The sequence below is a fragment of the Chryseobacterium angstadtii genome (assembly GCF_001045465.1).
In the GTDB taxonomy this organism is placed as follows: Bacteria; Bacteroidota; Bacteroidia; order Flavobacteriales; family Weeksellaceae; genus Chryseobacterium; species Chryseobacterium angstadtii.
The window spans coordinates 337,549-352,243 of record NZ_LFND01000006.1; the positions used below are offsets into that span (position 1 = coordinate 337,549).

The 14,695-nt window shown below is 39.6% G+C and carries 14 protein-coding genes; 4 read left to right on the top strand and 10 right to left on the bottom strand.

Features of this window, described 5'->3' with window-relative positions; genetic code table 11:
* Nucleotides 1-11: 11 nt before the first annotated feature.
* The 4 genes from ACM46_RS18165 to msrB all read right to left on the bottom strand — a co-directional run bounded on the left by ACM46_RS18165 (nucleotide 12) and on the right by msrB (nucleotide 2,858).
* Complete coding sequence (locus tag ACM46_RS18165; protein ID WP_048508106.1) at nucleotides 12-827, bottom strand: ferritin-like domain-containing protein; 816 nt, start codon at nucleotides 825-827, stop codon at nucleotides 12-14.
* Between the two features lie 25 nt (nucleotides 828-852).
* Entirely contained in the window at nucleotides 853-1,566 is a 714-nt protein-coding gene (locus tag ACM46_RS18170) for a ferritin-like domain-containing protein (protein WP_048508107.1), read from the bottom strand.
* An 85-nt stretch (nucleotides 1,567-1,651) separates the two neighbouring features.
* Complete coding sequence (locus ACM46_RS18175; RefSeq protein WP_048508108.1) at nucleotides 1,652-2,221, bottom strand: fasciclin domain-containing protein; 570 nt, start codon at nucleotides 2,219-2,221, stop codon at nucleotides 1,652-1,654.
* A gap of 115 nt (nucleotides 2,222-2,336) precedes the next feature.
* On the bottom strand, nucleotides 2,337-2,858 hold the full coding sequence (gene msrB, locus ACM46_RS18180) for a peptide-methionine (R)-S-oxide reductase MsrB (RefSeq protein ID WP_048508109.1): 522 nt from the start codon (nucleotides 2,856-2,858) through the stop codon (nucleotides 2,337-2,339).
* Nucleotides 2,859-2,998: 140 nt separating this feature from the next.
* Here msrB and ACM46_RS18185 point away from each other — a divergent pair, with 140 nt between their 5' ends.
* The 3 genes from ACM46_RS18185 to lgt all read left to right on the top strand — a co-directional run bounded on the left by ACM46_RS18185 (nucleotide 2,999) and on the right by lgt (nucleotide 5,424).
* Nucleotides 2,999-3,517 carry an RNA polymerase sigma factor gene (locus ACM46_RS18185; RefSeq protein ID WP_048508110.1) on the top strand — a complete coding sequence of 173 codons (519 nt, stop codon included), beginning with the start codon at nucleotides 2,999-3,001 and terminating at the stop codon, nucleotides 3,515-3,517.
* 1 nt (nucleotide 3,518) lies between these two features.
* Entirely contained in the window at nucleotides 3,519-4,328 is an 810-nt protein-coding gene (locus ACM46_RS18190; protein WP_048508111.1) for an anti-sigma factor, read from the top strand.
* 259 nt (nucleotides 4,329-4,587) lie between these two features.
* Nucleotides 4,588-5,424: a prolipoprotein diacylglyceryl transferase gene (lgt, locus tag ACM46_RS18195; protein WP_048508112.1), complete on the top strand. Its 837-nt coding sequence runs from the start codon at nucleotides 4,588-4,590 to the stop codon at nucleotides 5,422-5,424.
* Nucleotides 5,425-5,721: 297 nt separating this feature from the next.
* On the opposite strand, the gene ACM46_RS18200 is transcribed toward lgt, so the two are convergent.
* The 4 genes from ACM46_RS18200 to ACM46_RS18215 form a co-directional block, all read right to left on the bottom strand.
* Nucleotides 5,722-6,423: a LytR/AlgR family response regulator transcription factor gene (locus ACM46_RS18200; protein WP_048508113.1), complete on the bottom strand. Its 702-nt coding sequence runs from the start codon at nucleotides 6,421-6,423 to the stop codon at nucleotides 5,722-5,724.
* Nucleotides 6,404-7,477: a sensor histidine kinase gene (locus tag ACM46_RS18205; RefSeq protein ID WP_048508114.1), complete on the bottom strand. Its 1,074-nt coding sequence runs from the start codon at nucleotides 7,475-7,477 to the stop codon at nucleotides 6,404-6,406. Before ACM46_RS18205 ends, ACM46_RS18200 begins: the two co-directional genes overlap by 20 nt.
* A gap of 82 nt (nucleotides 7,478-7,559) precedes the next feature.
* A complete protein-coding gene (locus ACM46_RS18210; RefSeq protein WP_048508115.1) occupies nucleotides 7,560-7,952 on the bottom strand; it encodes a DoxX family protein in 393 nt (130 codons plus the stop codon).
* Between the two features lie 176 nt (nucleotides 7,953-8,128).
* Nucleotides 8,129-8,884, bottom strand: a complete 756-nt coding sequence (locus ACM46_RS18215) for an SDR family oxidoreductase (RefSeq protein WP_048508116.1) — start codon at nucleotides 8,882-8,884, stop codon at nucleotides 8,129-8,131.
* 714 nt (nucleotides 8,885-9,598) lie between these two features.
* Here ACM46_RS18215 and ACM46_RS18220 point away from each other — a divergent pair.
* Nucleotides 9,599-10,027 carry a cold shock domain-containing protein gene (locus ACM46_RS18220; protein ID WP_048508117.1) on the top strand — a complete coding sequence of 143 codons (429 nt, stop codon included), beginning with the start codon at nucleotides 9,599-9,601 and terminating at the stop codon, nucleotides 10,025-10,027.
* A gap of 109 nt (nucleotides 10,028-10,136) precedes the next feature.
* Here the strand turns inward: ACM46_RS18220 and ACM46_RS18225 are convergent, their stop codons facing one another.
* On the bottom strand, nucleotides 10,137-11,588 hold the full coding sequence (locus tag ACM46_RS18225) for a TolC family protein (RefSeq protein WP_048508272.1): 1,452 nt from the start codon (nucleotides 11,586-11,588) through the stop codon (nucleotides 10,137-10,139).
* Nucleotides 11,569-14,691: an efflux RND transporter permease subunit gene (locus ACM46_RS18230; RefSeq protein ID WP_048508118.1), complete on the bottom strand. Its 3,123-nt coding sequence runs from the start codon at nucleotides 14,689-14,691 to the stop codon at nucleotides 11,569-11,571. The genes ACM46_RS18225 and ACM46_RS18230 overlap by 20 nt, the downstream gene beginning before the upstream one ends.
* Between the last annotated feature and the right edge of the window lie 4 nt (nucleotides 14,692-14,695).

Consider the following 14,695-nt stretch of genomic DNA (forward strand, 5'->3'; position numbering starts at 1 on the left):
AAAAAATTATGTCAGACTATAAACAAAGCTGCTATAGCCTGAGCTTCACTACCGGTTAAGATTTCGTCATAAGCCGCAGAACCTGCCGCTGCACCAAAAGCAGTACTGGTATTGAATCCTGCCTGATTAACGTTATCTTCTCCGGCATATACAGGATTCGTGGCTGCAGGCATATTGCCTCCGTTCGCCAGTTCTATCCAGCCTTTATTGGCTCTCATTCTTCTCACCTGTGAAGCGTGTCTGGCTTCCACGGAATGAATCTGAAGAGCAGCCTGTAAAACGGTTTTATTAGACATTACATTTCCTGCCTGTCCTTTGTAAGCACGAACTCCCGTATCTTCAAAAGCCTGGGCAAGAACAAGAAACTGGTTGTAGTCTGTAAAAGGCATAAAGTTTCCTCCTGCCGTAAAATCAAATGTGGGTTTTGCTCCCGGAGTTTCCCCTAAAGAAGTTAATGTACTTTTAAGAAATCCAACGTGAGCCGATTCATGTTTAGAAATCTGCATAAAAACAGGTCGGTCCGCATTAGGAATAAGCGCCGGTGCCGCAAGCCCGAGTGCATAGTATTCATTTTCCAGATATTCCAGAACCAATGCCAGTTGCAGCGCATCCGTTAAGGCGCTTTTAAAAAAGCTGGCGGAAGTATTTTTATCTAAAGTTTCCGCTTGAGCGGGTGTTGCCATTAATGCTCCCAATCCCAGAGGTACAGAGGCTACTGCCGCTTTTTTACCCCATGTAGACATATTGGTGATGGTTTCTAATCTTGTAGCTTCTGTGGTAAAAAATTTATCATTAGAAAGCTTATCGAGTAATTTAAGAATGTTCATAACTGTAGATTTTGAAAATGAATAATTAGATGATTCCTCTTTCTTTCCATGTGAACGGAGTTTTTATAAATCCGCCTGCTGCCATCACAATATCTTTCGGTTCTTTGGCAAGATCAAGCCCGTTTGCATCTATCACATCATCACCGGAAAAATCTGTAGATCCGGGATTAATAATGTTCCTGATGGCAGAGGCGTGTCTTGCTTCCACGGAAACAATTTTTCCTGCAAGTACCAGATAAGCCGGGTTGGTAATATACTTTCCAGCTCCGTTGTATGCCGCTACTCCTGTATCTTCCAATGCCTTAGCCGTTGCCAGAACAGAGCTTCTGTCATTAAAATTTACATTAGCATACTGAAATTGAAGAGTGGGCAATATATTGGTTGTTGCACCAGTAATGGCCGCTTTAAAAAAGTCACGGTGAATCACTTCATGATGATAAAGGTCTGTAAAAAGGTCTTTTTCAACACTTGAAATTCCGGAGTAGAAATTATTAACCACTTTAGTATAAAAATCAGCTTCCAGCTGTTCTAAAGCATATGCATAATTCAGAACTCCCACGTCTCCTGTACCAAGGTCGAAAACCTTACCGTTATCCATCATTCCGAAATCATTATCGTCATCACAACCAATCAGTGTAAGTCCTGCCATTGCAAGCCCTATACCGCCCAGTTTCAAAAAATTTCTTCTGCTTGTATCCAGAGTGGCTCCCTGGCTAGAAACATTAATCGTTTTTTTCATAATATTATAGATTTGAATGTTATTTGATTCTCAAAAGGGTAAAAAAAGCAGCATAGTCAATTATGCTGCTTAAAAAACTAAAACATTACGGCATCAGCACCGTATCTATTACATGAATCACCCCGTTGGACTGATTCACGTCAGCTATTGTCACTTTGGCACTATTTCCTTTGGCATCCTGTACATAAAGATCTTTTCCTTTGGTCCAGAAAGTAAGTCCTTCTCCTTCTACTGTTTTCATCATGCTTTTTCCGTTTCCGGCTTTTACAGCGGCCCAAATATCTTTAGCACTGTATTTTCCTGCCAGTACATGATAGGTAAGAATTTTGGTAAGCATTTCTTTATTTTCAGGTTTTACGAGAGTTTCCACGGTTCCTTTCGGAAGTTTTGCAAAGGCTGCATCTGTAGGAGCCAATACTGTAAAAGGTCCTGCTCCCTGCAGTGTCTCTACCAAGCCTGCTGCTTTCACGGCTGCTACTAAGGTTTTATGGTCCTTCGAGTTTACAGCGTTTTCAATAATATTTTTGGATGGATACATAGGCGCTCCGCCTACCATTACTGTTTTTTCTTTCATCGTTTGTGCAGTTACCTTCCCACTGAAAACGAATGATAAAGCTACCATTCCGAAGACTGCGATTTTTGATCTTGTGTTCATTTTGTTGATTTTTTAAGTTAATATCTATTTGATTTGTGTTCTTAGAATCATTTACGAGGATCGTTTTGATTTAGATTTAAAAAAATTGATTTTTTATTAAAAATTTTAAAATCTGTTATTTCTTGCCGGAGTTCGGGACAAAATCGAGACATACTGAATTCATACAAAACCTTTTGCCTGTGGGATTTGGACCATCATCAAAAATATGTCCCAGATGGGAATCACATCTTCCGCACAGAACTTCGGTTCTTTCCATATGATGAGAGTTGTCTTTTCTGTATATCACACTATTCTTACGAAGTGGCTCATAAAAAGAGGGCCATCCGCAGGTGGTTGCAAATTTTGACGTAGAAAGAAACAGTGGATTTCCGCAAACCGCACAGAAATAGGTTCCTTTTTCATCAAATTCATAGTATTTCCCTGTAAAAGCTGTTTCCGTTGCTGCTTCTCTGGCCACTTGGTAAAGCTCAGGCTTCAGAATTTTTTTCCATTCTGCATTGGTTACCTTCAATGGAGTGGTTACGGTATGGGAATAGTAGGGGTTCTTAGTCTTAAAATTACCTGACTGGGCGAAAATATCTTGTGATATAAAAGTCAAAAGGCAGGCAACTCCTGTTTTTATGATTAAATTTTTCATAATTGATAATAATAAACGATTACTTAAAATCATTTACGATGTAAAAGATTTTCCGGATGTTGATTGTTGTATCATTTATTTTATTACATTTGGACTGAAAATCACACATTATTAAAACAACCTATTCGGAAGAAGAGCTTATCGTTTTACTAAAAGAAAAAAACGAATCCGGCTTTCACTATTTATACGATCATTATGCAGGGGCACTGTATGGCGTGATTCTCCGAATCGTTCAGTCAAAAGAGTATACCGAAGAAATTATTCAGGATGTTTTTGTTAAAATCTGGAATGCCATCCATCAGTATGATTCCTCAAAAGGCAGGTTTTATACCTGGATGATCAATATCGCAAGAAATACAGCCATTGATTATTTAAAATCAAAAGGTTTTCAAAACGAGCTTAAAAACCAACCGCTTCCGGATTTCGTATATAATTCTAAAGAACTTTCAACGACTAATCATTCATCCGATTTTATCGGGTTCAACAATGTGCTGGAAGGTCTGGAAGTTGACAAGCAGGAACTGATTAACCTGGCTTATTACCAGGGATATACTCAGAACGAAATATCTGAAAAGCTGAAGATACCCCTTGGAACGGTGAAAACCAAAATGCGAAACGCACTGATGAAATTAAAGGATTTGTTAAAAGATTATCAATAAATTGAACACTAAAGAATACATATCATCCGGAATTATAGAATCTTATATTCTAGGTCTTGCTTCTCCTGAGGAAGCAGGGATTTTGGAGTGTGTGATGAAAAACAATGCTGAAGTAAAAGCGGCTTTTGAAGAAGCACAGAAAACTTTGGAGGATTTGGCAACAAGCCAGGCCGTGGCACCACCAGCCGATTTAAAGTCTAAGATCTGGGATAAAATCCAGCAGGAGCAGGTTACTGAAGAAGTACAGCCTGCTGTTATTAAAGAGATTCCAGCTGTACAGCCTCAACAGGACATTATATCCGAAAAGAGAAGCAACTGGAAACCTTATGCCATTGCGGCTTCTGTATTATTCCTGGTTAGTGCTGCCGGAAATCTTTTCTGGATGAACAGCCAGTCTAAAAACCAACAGGAAATTGCAAAAATGCAGACCGAGAAAAAATCTCAGGATCTTGCTCTGCAGAAAATGAATCAGAAAATGGATATGTTTACCAATCCGGATATGCAGATGGTTATGCTAAAAGGAGTAGAAAAACATACGGATTCCAAAGCCATGGTTTTCTGGGACAAAAAAACGAAAGAAGTTTATCTCAATGCTGAAAATCTGCCGAAAGCTCCGGAAGGAATGCAGTACCAGCTATGGGCTATTGCAGACGGAAAACCCGTAAGCGCAGGCATGTATACAGAAGAAAAAGACAGTAAAATAGCCCTCGCCAATATTCCGAGAGCGCAGGCATTCGCTATAACCCTCGAAAAAAAGGGAGGCAGCGCAGTTCCTACTATGGAGAATATGTATGTAATGGGGGCAATCTAAGTCTTTATTTACCCGCTATAGACATCAAAAAAATACTAATTTTAAAATGCTATCCCACAGTGATAGCATTTTTTGATATGCCTTATAAAAGTATATTAGCTGAAGTGTCTGTTATTTTTATATTTACAACAGGACCGTACAAAAACTTCAAAACATGATATATTCCCCCAAAATATCCTAAAGTTTCTATTCTGTTCCGTAAAAACAGCTATATCCTGCTATATTTGTTCCCTGAAAAATAATTCTACAATTATCATCAATGAATTTATTATATGTTAACTGGGATGTAAGTCCCGAAATTTTCAATATTTCAGGGTTTCCGCTGAAGTACTATGGCTTGTTATTTCTTACAGGACTTGTTTTATGCTACACGATCTTAAAAACCATCTATAAAAAAGAAAATCTAAGTTTAAAGGCTCACGACGCTCTGTTCTCCTATGCTTTTATAGGAATATTGGCAGGAGCAAGATTAGGGCACTGTCTTTTTTATGATTTCGATTATTATTCCCAGCATCCGATCGAGATATTTCTCCCGATCCAGAAAGGGGCAGACGGAGCCTATCATTTTTCAGGATATGCAGGACTGGCCAGTCATGGCGGCGGAATAGGACTCATCATCATGCTTTTGATATATTCCAGAAAATTCTCCATTAAATTCATGACCGTTCTGGATGTTGTTGCCATTGCAACCCCTTTGGCAGGAGCTTTTATCAGGCTCGGCAATCTGATGAATTCTGAAATCATAGGAACACCTTCTGATGCTCCGTGGGCATTTGTATTCACTCATGTAGATGCTATTCCGAGGCACCCGGCACAGCTTTATGAGGCAATTTCCTATCTCGCGATCTTTCTAGTGGTGTATTTTATTTACACCAAAAATATATTTAAAGTGGGAAAAGGGTTTTACTTCGGGATCACGACCCTGCTGATTTTCATTGTTCGCTTTTTCGTAGAGTTTATCAAGGTAGATCAGGTTGATTTTGAAAAAGGAATGAGTTTGAATATGGGGCAGCTTCTAAGTATTCCGTTCCTGTTTTTAGGACTTTTCTTTATTGTAAAAAGCATCCGGGAAAAGAGAGAAATGGAAGTTTCGTAAATCCCTGATGGATAGTATAAAATGGAAACGCCTTCGGAGTCTGTAGATTCCGAAGGCGTTTTTTTTGACCTGCAATTACAAAAATTGGCCTAAAAGTATTAAGCCAATTCGTACTCTACTTTTGAGAATACTTACATCCACATATATTCTAATTATTGCACTTGGTCATTTTTCCATCTTCAAACCATTATTCAAGCTTTGTTCCATTTAGCTGACTCAAAATTGCATAAAAAAGAATCATTATAAAAGAAACAGCTATCAAATAAGCCTCCCGGTCTATGAAGTGATTTTTTAAGCTTATAATTCTATAGAAGGCTTGTAGGTCCTGCCTATAGGAAGTTTTTTTCCGTTCACCTGAATCATACTTGCCGAGCGGACTTCAATTTTCGGTTTGGAAATAATGTAAGATTTGTGGATCCTGGCAAACATCTTAGGGTCCAGGCTTTCTTCTATCCTGCTGATCGGCATTTTTACAGTCACTGTCCCCATTTTGGTATGAATGTGAATGTATTCCCGTAAACTTTCAATGAAGAAAATATCATGAAGAACAATTTTAATTTGTTTTTTACCGCTGCTGATAAAAATATGTTCGCGGTCTGCCGCTTCCAGAAGGGCTTCTTCAGCATTCATGAGGTATTTGAATTTTTCTACCGCTTTTGTGAATCTGTCATACGGAATAGGTTTCATCAGATAATCCACAATATCAAGCTCATACCCTTCCACAGCGTACTGATGATAAGCCGTTGTTACAATCACAAGAGGTGGTTTTTTCAGCTTTTTCAGAAAATCAAAACCTTTTACCACCGGAAGATGAAGATCCAGAAACATCAGATCAATATCATGTCTGTTCAAAAGGCTTCCTGCGTACACCGCATCTGAACATTTGGCTACAAGGTGAAGGGTTTCATCTCTCGAAACGAAATTTTCAAGGATCTCAGCGGCTATGGGCTCATCTTCTACGATGATGCAGTTGTATTTTTTAGAAAGTGGATGGGTCATTAAAATCAATAATTAAGGTTACCATATACCGGTCATTGGTGCTTTCCACTGTGAGTATATGTTTCGGATAAAGAAGTTCAAGCTGTCTGCGGATATTTTTCAGACCTATTTTGGTGGAATGTCCGTGGGGATTCTCTTCTTTCGAGTTTTCGATATGATAATGAAGGACTTTGTTTTTCAGCTGAATATCAATATGAATAAAACCTCTTCCTAAAGCTTCGGAAACACCATGTTTAAAAGCATTTTCCACAAACTGAATCAGGATAAGCGGGGAAATCTCCTGGGAAGGATCGTCCGTATCTTCATGAAAACGAATCACAAGATCATGGTGCCGGATCTTCTGGATCTGAAGGAAATCTTTAATATTTTCCAAGTCCTTATCAATAGAAATATACCGTTCTGCCGCTTCATAAATATTATACCGCATCACTTTGGAAAGCTGTAAAATAGCATCCGGAGTTTCATCTGCTTTTTTAAGAGCCATTCCGTAGATATTATTGAGGGTATTAAACAGGAAATGGGGATTGATCTGGGCTTTCAGCATGGTAAGCTCCTGATCCAGCTTTTCTGATTTCAACCGTGAGATCTGTTCTTTCAGGATATTTTTCTGTCTTGTAATTTCCACACCAAAAATCAAACCTACCATAAAAATAAGGTCCATAAAAGAATTGAAGGCTACCAGTCCATTGATAAAACCTGAGGGTTGTTTACCATCCAGCGTTTCCACAACACCGTAGATGTGCGGATAAATAATATAATGGGTAAAAAATCTGTGTGCCAGAACAGCAGCACAAATAATAAGGCCGTAGAAAACATAAGTAAGAATTTTATGAATCCCGGTTTTCTCGTACACATACAAAAGTGAATAGGCCAGCGGCATTTTAATCAACAAATATCCGAGTTCCAGAATAATGGTATTCTGAAGCCTTATCTGCCAGTCTACATCCGGGAACTGATATCTCGACCAATAAAAATCAAGATAAACCTCCAGAATATAATACAGTATCCAAAAGAGCAGATGAACATATAATTTTGATGATATGCCTGATTTCAATCGTGATAGGATTTACTATGCAAAATACCATCTTTCGGCGGAAAATAAAAATGCGGGCAGTCTAACCCGACCCAACGGTCTATCAACTGCGTTTTTCCTGTTGTAAAGAAGGATAATCCGTAAAGATCAGCTGCAAAAAACAGCATATTAACAGTACATTGAATTCTATTCCATTGGTTCCTCCACCTACTACATACCAGCCATTCTGCCAATGAACCCAGTAAATTCCTAGAATGAGGATCACCATATTGCAGACAGAAACAGGCTTCACCCACCGGTCCGACCAAATAAGAAATACAGAAAAAAGATGAGTCAGCTTCACCGCCCAGGCCAGATAGAGCCCGAAAGGACTGAAACCTATGGTATCCAGATAAAGACGTCCAAAATTATTAACATCTCCACTGAAAATAGACACCACACTGTGCATCAGTAGGATAACAAAAATCGCTGAACGGAGATAGAAATTCTTTTTCATGAATTGAAATTAGAAAAATCACGAAAAAAAATCACAATTGCTGTGCATCAACAGCTTAAAAGTGTATATAAAGGGTAGGAAGCCGGAAGAAGGAGGATGGAAGTTATAACAGACCGCCTATTTATAATACTCGGTTTTCATAACTTCCCTCTTCCCTCTCCTATCTTCCAAATCAATTATCTCGTTGTGTAGCCACCGTTGGCAAAAATAGTCTGCCCTGTGATCCACCAGCCTTCCGTCACCAGAAATTCAACCAGCGGAGCGATATCCTTAATATCCGTAAGTCCTCCCAATGCAGATGCAGATTTATGATAAGCCACCGCATCGTCTGCTTCCTGTCCGTAGAAGAAAGGCGTATCCATTGGGCCCGGCGCAACTGCCGTTACTGAAATTCCTCTGCTTCCAAACTCTTTCGAAGCGGCTCTGGTAAAATGTTCTACAGGAGCTTTCGCACCGGCATATGTTGAATACAAACCTGTATAAGCAGCCAGTAAAGAGGTTACTATGGTACAGATTTTACCATGATCATTCAGTTTTTTTCCTGCTTCCTGAAGAAAGAAATAGGCAGATTTTGAGTTGACGTTAAACATCGTATCGTATTCTTCTTCCGTAGTTTCGGCAAAAGGTTTTTTAAGCACCATCCCTACGGTATTGATAGCAATATCAATTCCTCCGAATTTCGAAATAGTTTCATTAAAAAAGGCGCTAATATTTTCTACTTTCGTAAGGTCTCCCTGGAATAAAAATGCTTCCGCTCCCAATGCCTGAACTTCCGCCAGGGTCTTCTCACTGTCTGCTCTTGAGCTTTCACTGTTATAATGAATAGCCAGCTTTGCTCCTTTCGCTGCAAAGTCCCTGCTTAGAAGGCCGCCTAAATTTTTGCCGCCTCCGGCAATTAATATTACTTTTCCTTTGACATCTTGTGTTGACATTATCTATTGTTTTAAAATGTTATCACAGCAAATATGGAAAATGAATATCATTTTAGTATGGTGAATTTTTCGGAAGATGTAATAAATTCCTAATTTTCTCCTTATTGTGATGAAGAATATTAATCAAATTAAAAAAAATAATATTTTTTTCACATACCACAGAAAAGATATATCCTATTATTTACCAGCATGATACATTTATAAAAGCCCCTGAAATAAGGCACTAACAGAGATCAACTCCAAAAACAGAGGAGTTTTAGGCACAGCATTTGCAGCTCCTTGAAACGTATTATACACCACTTCATTTTTATAATATATTATTTTCCACAATCCTCAGTACGCTGAGGATTTTTTGTTTTATTATCTGTTAAATGAAACGAATATTTTACTCTTATAAAACCTGAAAATACATTTTTGATAATCAATGATTTAAAATAGGTTTATTCAGTTTATTATCGTATATTTGCCTATTAATTAAATAGGCCTCTGCCTTTGCCCTCTGTTATAGTTTTAGAAAATATTTCTTTTCAGTTCCCGCTTTCTCAGACGCCTCCTTATTTTAATAATGACTTCTTTTATCCATAAATGGCAAAAAACAAACTGTTTTCAACTTTTTGTTTATAAAGAAGAACAGACGGACTACTGCAGGCTTTACACAGCCCAGGGCAGATCAGGTAAACAAATACAATTTAAAATTAAATAATAGAATAATTTATGGCAGACTCTTTTTCTAAAAAAGAAAACTTCAAGAAAAAAATTCAAAAGCAAAAAGAAAAAGCGCTAAGACGCGAAGATCGTAAAACGAACAACAACAAAGGAGCAGAAGATGTTTTCATGTATGTAGATGAATTCGGAAGACTTACTTCTACCCCTCCTGAACAAAGAGAAAAAGTGGAAGTGAATATTGAGGACATTCAGCTTGGTGCAGCCCCAATTATTGAGGAAGACATCAGAAAGTCCGGAATCATTACTTTCCACAGTGAAAAAGGATATGGCTTCATCACTGAAGACAATACCAAAGAAAATATTTTCTTTCACAACAACAGCTGTGCACATCCTGTAAAAAAAGGAAACAAAGTATCTTTCGAGAAAGAAAAATCTCCGAAAGGATTCTCTGCAGTGGATATTCAGATTATCAAATAATTACTGCTTTAGCTTTGCAATAACAGATCTGTTCTTTTTCTGCAGGTTCTGTAAAACAATAAAGAAAGCCACCCTTAGAGGTGGCTTTCATCGTAAAAAAAAGTAAAAATCAATCCAGTTTTCCGCCCAGTGCTTTAAAAAGCAGAACGTTATTCCTGGTATTCTGATGCTTAAACTGGAGCAGATCCAGCTCAGCAGTCAGTTTGCTTTTCTGAGAATTGATCAGTTCAAAATAATTGGCGTATCCTGTGAGATAAAGATCATTGGAAACCTCAACACCACGGTCCAGAAAGCCTACTTCTTCAGATTTCAGCTGCAGCATACGTTCATAGATCTTGGTCTGTTTTAGAATAGACTGAAGCTCATTGAATGCCGTGGTAATGCTTTTCTGATAATTGAGAAAAGCAATTTCCTGTTCCTTTCCCGCTACCTTGAACTCATATTTCAGCTGGCCTTTATTAAAAACAGGCACCATTAACCCTCCCAATAACTGACCTGCCAGAGAAGCCGGACTGAAAAAATTTCCGGCAGAAAAAGAATTCAGTCCAAAGCTTGCCCCAAGATCAATCTTAGGATAAAAAGCCGCTCTTGCCGCTTTCGCATCAGCCTGAGATGCTTCCAGTACATAATAATTCGCAGCGACATCCGGTCTGGAATGGATCACGGATTCCACATTGATTGTTTTGTTCAGAATCTCCATATTCGTAGGCATCAGCAATTTTCCCCGTCTCACATCACCGCCGTAGCTTCCGGTTAATGTTGTAATAGCCTGTTCCACGGTGACAATTTCCACTCTGATGTGTTCAATTTCAGCCAGCCAGTTATTATTTTGTGCTTTAAACTGCTGTACGGCAAGTTCCGTTGCCTTTCCTACTTCCCGCTGGGCAAGTACAATTTCAAAAGCCCTCTGCTGAAGATTATAGTTTTTCTGATAAATGGCCAGCCTGTTGTCCAGCGCTACCAATTGATAGTACAGGTTAGCAATATCAGTAAAAAGTTCCACCTGCAGCAAACGTAATCCTTCCGTGGAAGCCAGATATTTTTTCTGGGCTGCCAGCTTTTTGTTTTTAAGCTTTCCCCAGGCATCTATTTCCCAGCTGCTTCTGGCTCCCAGCCAATAATTTGGGGTAAAATCACGGTTGATTTTCTGATCTTCCGTAATATTCGGTGAAAGGTTGGTATCGTAATTTCCAACTCCTTCCATTGTATATTTTCCGTAGCGGTCACCAGATGCAGTTGCTCCTATTTCAAGAGAAGGAAGAAGATCCATCTTGGAACGTAAGAGAAAGCTGTTGGCAATATCTACCCTTTGCTGCGCAATCTGAAAATCCGGATTGGCCCGAACTACCTTATCAAAGAGTTCCAGTAGATGATGATCCGTAAAATAAGATTTGAGATTGATCTGCTGAAACTGGTCTGCATCCGAAGCTTTTTCCTTTTTTATCAACTCATCCGGCAGCGTCTGCGCTTTTTTCAGCTCCGTTACTTTCGGAATGGTACACGACATCAAACTCAATATTGCAATTCCGTATCCTATATTTCTATGATTTAATCTCTTCATTTTTCTTTTTATTTTCAAGTTTGGCAAAGAATATATACAGTCCGGGAATAACCACCAGCCCGAAAACAGTTCCGATAAGCATTCCTCCCGCAGCAGCAGTACCAATGGAACGGTTTCCTACCGCTCCGGCTCCTGAAGCAATACATAAAGGAATCAACCCGGCAACAAAGGCAAAGGAAGTCATCAGAATAGGACGGAGACGCTGTCTGGCTCCTTCAATCGCAGCAGGAACAATATCATAGCCCTGTTTATTTCTGGCGACTGCAAATTCTACAATAAGGATTGCATTTTTAGCTAAAAGCCCGATAAGCATTACCAAAGCAACCTGTGCGTAAATATTGTTATCCAGCCCGGTAAGTACCAATGCGATATAGGATCCGAAAATTCCTGTCGGAAGGCTCAGAAGAACCGGCATCGGAAGAAGGAAACTTTCATATTGTGCCGCCAGCAAAAGATATACAAACAAAAGACAGATCAGGAAAATATACACGGTTTGATTTCCGGATAAAATTTCTTCTCTGGTCATCCCCGACCATTCAATATCGAAACCTCTCGGAAGTGTTTCTTTTGCGACACGTTCTACTGCTGCAATAGCATCTCCGGAGCTGTACCCGTCACCAGGTTCACCATTAATCATGGCAGACATATACATATTATATCTTGTTAAAACCTCAGGTCCGTATACTTTTTCAATGGTGATGAAAGTAGAGAAAGGCACCATTTCGCCCTTATCGTTTTTCAGATAGAGATTCAAAATGCTCTCCGGTGTATCCCTGTGTTCAGGATCTGCCTGCACCATTACTTTATACATCTGGCTGAAACGGATAAAATTAGTCGCATAATAGGAACCGAGCATCGTCTGCAGAGTAGACATTGCGTTGTCTACGGAGATTCCCTTTTTAGCAGCCATATCATAATCCATATTGATCATGTACTGCGGAAAGGTGGCATCAAAACTGGTAAAACTATTTTGCAACTCGGGAGCTTCATTCAGTTTTTTAACAAAATCCTTTGTGATTTTATCTGTATTTTCAATGGTTCCTCCTGTTCTGTCAAGGAGACGCAGCTCAAAACCGCTGGTATTTCCAAAACCGGGAACAGTAGGCGGGGCAAAGATCTCAATCTGTGCATCAGCAATACTTTTTGTTTTATCGGAAAGTTCTGTTATCAGATCATTGACGGAGATATTTCTTTCTTTCCAGTCTTTAAGATTGATCATCGCCATTCCGTAAGAAGATCCGGCAATTTCTGTTACAATGCTATATCCGGCAAGTGTCGTTACATTCTCTACTCCTTTTATCTTTTTAGCAATTACAGTAACTTCATCCAGTACTTTTTCCGTTCTCTCAACGGTTGCTCCCTGCGGAGTGGTAACACTTACATACACCATTCCCTGGTCTTCCATCGGGATAAATCCAGTCGGCAGGAACCTGCTCGTAACAAAAGTAAGTACAATGAATAAGAACAGAATTCCGAAAGTAACGATGGTTCTGGTTGCAAATTTTGATAAAATACCTACGTAGGTTTCTGTCAGTCTTTCAAATCCTTTATTGAAGCTTTGGAAAAACCGGTCAACAATATTTTTCTTTTTGTTGTGATCATGAGGTTTCAGGATAATGGCACACAGTGCCGGAGTCAGAGTTAAGGCATTTACTCCGGAAATCACAATACTTATAGCAAGCGTCAATGAAAACTGACGGTAAAATACCCCTACAGGTCCGTCGAGAAAAGCCACCGGAATAAATACGGCCGACATCACAATGGTAATGGCTACCACAGCTCCTGCAATTTCTTTTGTAGCACTGATGGTTGCCTCCAACGGCTTCATTCCTTCCTCCATTTTCACATGGACGGCTTCTACAACGACAATCGCGTTATCCACCACAATTCCGATGGCGAGAACCAAAGCAAACAGCGTCAACAGATTCACCGAGAAATCCAGCATATCCATAAAGGCAAAAGTTCCCACCAACGCAACCGGAACAGCTAATACCGGAATTAAAGTGGAACGCCAGTCCTGAAGGAAAATAAAGACCACAATCCCCACAAGAATAAACGCTTCAATAAGCGTTGTCAGTACCGCACTGATGGACGCATCAAGGAATCTGGAGACGTCATATGCCATATTGTATTCCATTCCGGGAGGAAACGAGGTGACTTTCAGCTCCTCCATCTTCGCCTTTACGCTTTCAATCACTTCAGAGGCATTGGAACCGGGACGCTGCTTCATCATAATAGATGCCGAAGGTCTTCCGTCTGTTTTGGAAACCATCCCGTAATTCATGGCTCCGAATTCTACTTTAGCAATATCTTTGAGTTTAAGGATGGTTCCGTTCACATCAGATCTGATAGGAACTTCCTCATATTGTTTAGGTTCAAAGAATTTACCTTTATATTTAATGACATACTGGAGCTGGCTGGACGTTTTTCCGGATGTTTCTCCTACTTTCCCCGGTGCCGCTGAAATATTCTGCTTCTGCAGGGAACTGATCACTTCATCTGCTGAAATACTATAAGCTGCCATTTTCTGCGGATCCAGCCATATTCTCATGGAATATTCTTTCTGCCCCATAATCTCGGCACGTCCTACCCCATCAATACGTTTTAGTTCCTGAAGTACGTTGATATCTGTAAAATTGTAGATGAACTGCTCATCCTGGCTTGGATCTGTACTCGTAATATTGAGATACATCAGCATACTGTTCACCTCTTTCTCAGTAGTTACTCCGGCTCTGATTACCTCTTCCGGTAATTCATCGAGAATTGTGGTCACCCTGTTCTGAACATTTACTGCCGCTACATCAGGATCTGTTCCCACTTCGAAGAATACCTGGATTAAAGTAAGCCCGTCATTGGAAGTCACGGTGGACATATACGTCATTCCCGGAACTCCATTAATCGCCCGTTCCAAAGGCAGGGCTACGGCATTGGCTGATACTTCAGCATTGGCACCCGTATATTTGGCGGTAACGGTTACCGAAGGCGGTACAATATCGGGAAACTGGGTAATGGGCATCTTCATGAGTGCCATAATTCCCAGCAAAACAAATACAATGGAAATCACCAACGAAAGCACCTTTCGTCTTATAAACATTTCTACCATGTCA

Bases quoted from the DNA above. Each gene is read 5' to 3' on its own strand.
- msrB (WP_048508109.1), bottom strand. From the start codon at position 2,858: ATGAAAAATTTAATCATAAAAACAGGAGTTGCCTGCCTTTTGACTTTT.
- ACM46_RS18215 (WP_048508116.1), bottom strand. From the start codon at position 8,884: ATGTCAACACAAGATGTCAAAGGAAAAGTAATATTAATTGCCGGAGGC.
- ACM46_RS18165 (WP_048508106.1), bottom strand. From the start codon at position 827: ATGAACATTCTTAAATTACTCGATAAGCTTTCTAATGATAAATTTTTT.
- lgt (WP_048508112.1), top strand. From the start codon at position 4,588: ATGAATTTATTATATGTTAACTGGGATGTAAGTCCCGAAATTTTCAAT.
- ACM46_RS18200 (WP_048508113.1), bottom strand. From the start codon at position 6,423: ATGACCCATCCACTTTCTAAAAAATACAACTGCATCATCGTAGAAGAT.
- ACM46_RS18175 (WP_048508108.1), bottom strand. From the start codon at position 2,221: ATGAACACAAGATCAAAAATCGCAGTCTTCGGAATGGTAGCTTTATCA.
- ACM46_RS18230 (WP_048508118.1), bottom strand. From the start codon at position 14,691: ATGGTAGAAATGTTTATAAGACGAAAGGTGCTTTCGTTGGTGATTTCC.
- ACM46_RS18220 (WP_048508117.1), top strand. From the start codon at position 9,599: ATGGCAGACTCTTTTTCTAAAAAAGAAAACTTCAAGAAAAAAATTCAA.
- ACM46_RS18210 (WP_048508115.1), bottom strand. From the start codon at position 7,952: ATGAAAAAGAATTTCTATCTCCGTTCAGCGATTTTTGTTATCCTACTG.
- ACM46_RS18225 (WP_048508272.1), bottom strand. From the start codon at position 11,588: ATGAAGAGATTAAATCATAGAAATATAGGATACGGAATTGCAATATTG.
- ACM46_RS18170 (WP_048508107.1), bottom strand. From the start codon at position 1,566: ATGAAAAAAACGATTAATGTTTCTAGCCAGGGAGCCACTCTGGATACA.